General features: G+C 49.7%; 1 protein-coding gene. It reads right to left on the minus strand.

Translation table 11 applies throughout. The annotated features are described in order from the left end of the window. A partial coding sequence (locus J0895_RS22545; RefSeq protein WP_207090238.1) for an ATP-dependent Clp protease ATP-binding subunit occupies window positions 1-1664 on the minus strand: 1664 nt, incomplete at its 3' end. Window positions 1665-2751: the final 1087 nt, after the last annotated feature.

Below are 2751 nucleotides of genomic sequence, written 5' to 3' on the forward strand. Positions count from 1 at the left end.
CCGGTAGGACCAGAGAAGATAAAGCTGGCGATCGGACGGTTGGGATTTTTTAAGCCAACTCGCGCACGACGAATCGCACGGGAAACGGCTTTAACTGCTTCTTCTTGACCGATTAAACGTTGATGCAGAGTTTCTTCCATCAGCATCAGTTTCTCGGACTCGGATTCGGTGAGTTTGCTCACCGGGACACTGGTCCAGAATGCGACAATTTCCGCGATATCTTCCCCGGTGACGACGAGGTTTTTGGTATTTTGCACTTCTGCATACTCGGTTTTGATGCGTTGATCCAGTTCTTCCTCTAGGGTTAACTCGCGATCGCGCAATTTGGAGGCTTTCTCAAACTCCTGAGCACGGACTGCCGCTTCTTTCTCTAAGGTAACTTCCGTGAGTTGTTTTTTCATTTGTCGCAGTGCAGATGGCATTTTGCCATTCCGCAGGCGGACTCGGGAACCCGCTTCATCAATCAAATCGATCGCCTTATCGGGCAAAAAGCGATCGGTAATATACCGTTCCGATAACTTCGCCGCAGCCACCAGCGCTTCATCAGAAATAGTCAATTTGTGATGTTCTTCATAACGAACCCGGATACCCTGCAAAATCTCAATCGTCTCTTGAATCGTCGGTTCGCCAATGATAACGGGTTGGAAGCGCCGTTCTAACGCTGCATCCCGTTCGATATGTTTGCGATACTCATCTAACGTTGTCGCACCAATACACTGGAACTCTCCCCGCGACAATGCCGGTTTGAGCAGATTCGCCGCATCCATCCCACCTTCCACGGAACCGGCACCAACCAGAGTATGGATTTCATCAATCACCAGAATGATATTCCCAGCTTGACGCACTTCCTCCATAATCATTTTGATGCGTTCCTCAAAATCTCCTCGGAAGCGCGTCCCCGCCAAGATTGACCCCATATCCAGGGTAAACACTCGTTTATCCTTGAGGGTTTCAGGAACATCCTGATTAGCGATGCGTTGCGCCAATCCTTCCGCCAGCGCGGTTTTACCCACCCCGGGTTCCCCAATTAAGACGGGATTATTTTTGGTGCGCCGTCCCAAAATTTGGATAATCCGCTCAATTTCTTTTTTCCGTCCTACAACGGGGTCCAGATTCCCTTCCATCGCTTTTTCCGTCAGGTTCACCCCAAATTCGCTCAGTTGCAGCGCTTTTTGGGACCCAGGACCCCGACCCCGTTCGCCACCAAAAACGGCACTGGCGGGTGCAGGATTTTCCCCGACTCGTTTAATTACTTCTGCACGAACTCGTTCTAGGCTGACCCCGAGGTTTTCCAGGATTTTAAAGGCAACCCCTTCTCGGCTTTGGGTTAAGGCAAGCAGGAGGTGTTCCGTGGCGATGTATTGTTGTCCCAGTTGGCTGGCTTCACGCAGGGACATTTCTAAAATGCTTTTACCGCGAGGGGTGAAGGGGATTTCCACGGGGACGAATCCGCTACCTCTACCGATGATTTTTTCGACTTCTACCCGAGCTTTATTCAGGGTGACGCCTTCGGATTTGAGGACCTGCGCGGCAATGCCAGTTCCTTCAGCAATTAATCCTAAGAGTAACTGCTCGGTCCCTACAAAGTTATGACCGAGGCGGCGAGCTTCCTGCTGCGCCAGCATAATTGCTTTTATGGACTTTTCTGTGAAATACTCAAACATGAGGATTTTTCCTGACTGTAAAGTTTTATGTAGTTCTGTTTCTAAGGTATCTCAATTGGTGTACTTCGGGAGTGCAGACATCCGTAATCTCTCAGGAGTAGTAGCCGTCTGAGTGCCGATCGGCTCACCTCGGAGGGAGCATCGGTGGAGGGTTGATGGGGATGGCCGTTCGCTAGGAAGACAGCCACAGGCTCCTAGGGCTAGGTTTACTCGATTCCCGAATCCGTTGTCAAGCTCCATTAGGATGAAGGGGGTGAAATTTACCCCGAATGTGACCACCAATCCAGAACTGACCCGGGTTCAGAGGAGGAGTGAGTTGGGGGTAGAACTCTGTTAAATTGGGACTTTTGGTCGCTGTCTGGGTTGGCATCGACTCCGGCTGGGATGGCATAGGACATTGAACAGATGGGTTTTTAGGGTTGGGATAGAGCAAGGATTCGCTTCAAGGGTGAATACTGCTGAGTTAGAACTATTCTTCGGTTAAATGGGTTCAGTTCAAGTTTAAACGCTCCAGGGTAGTCTGTGCTAGGAAGTAAGCTAAGGTTTCTTGATATTGAATGAGCTGTTTAAATTTTAACAAAAAATGGAGTCCAGGTGAAGGGGGGAATTGCGGCGATCGCGATCGGACCACAGCATCAATCTACATCACTAGCGAATTGTTTCCTGGGATACATACTAAAGTCATGGCTTCACCGAGGTTGTTTAGGAGAGTACAGCGATGATTTCTGACATTACAAATTTTCCCAACCCATCCGACGACTGTGCATAATTTTGCCACCCTTCTCCTAGTAAACTATTAGAGAGCGATGAGACATCCCCTGGAGTGCCTGTCTCTCTATTCGACAACACCCCACCAGGGACTCACCCTAAAACCCAAACCCAGGGTTTTCACAGGCGATCGCCTGTTTTGAAACCGCCACGAGGTCCAAACCCGCATCAGCGCCAGGGTCAAGGAAAGCACCGATGCCGACCTCCGCGCCTCAAAGCCCTATAATTGTTCAATACTGTGACAAGAGGTCAATAATGGCAGTCAACTTAGCCGATTTAAACTTTTATCGCGCCGTCAACCCCGATTTAGCCGGATTCA

It is taken from the genome of Phormidium pseudopriestleyi FRX01 (assembly GCF_017313335.1).
GTDB lineage: Bacteria > Cyanobacteriota > Cyanobacteriia > Cyanobacteriales > Laspinemataceae > Laspinema > Laspinema pseudopriestleyi.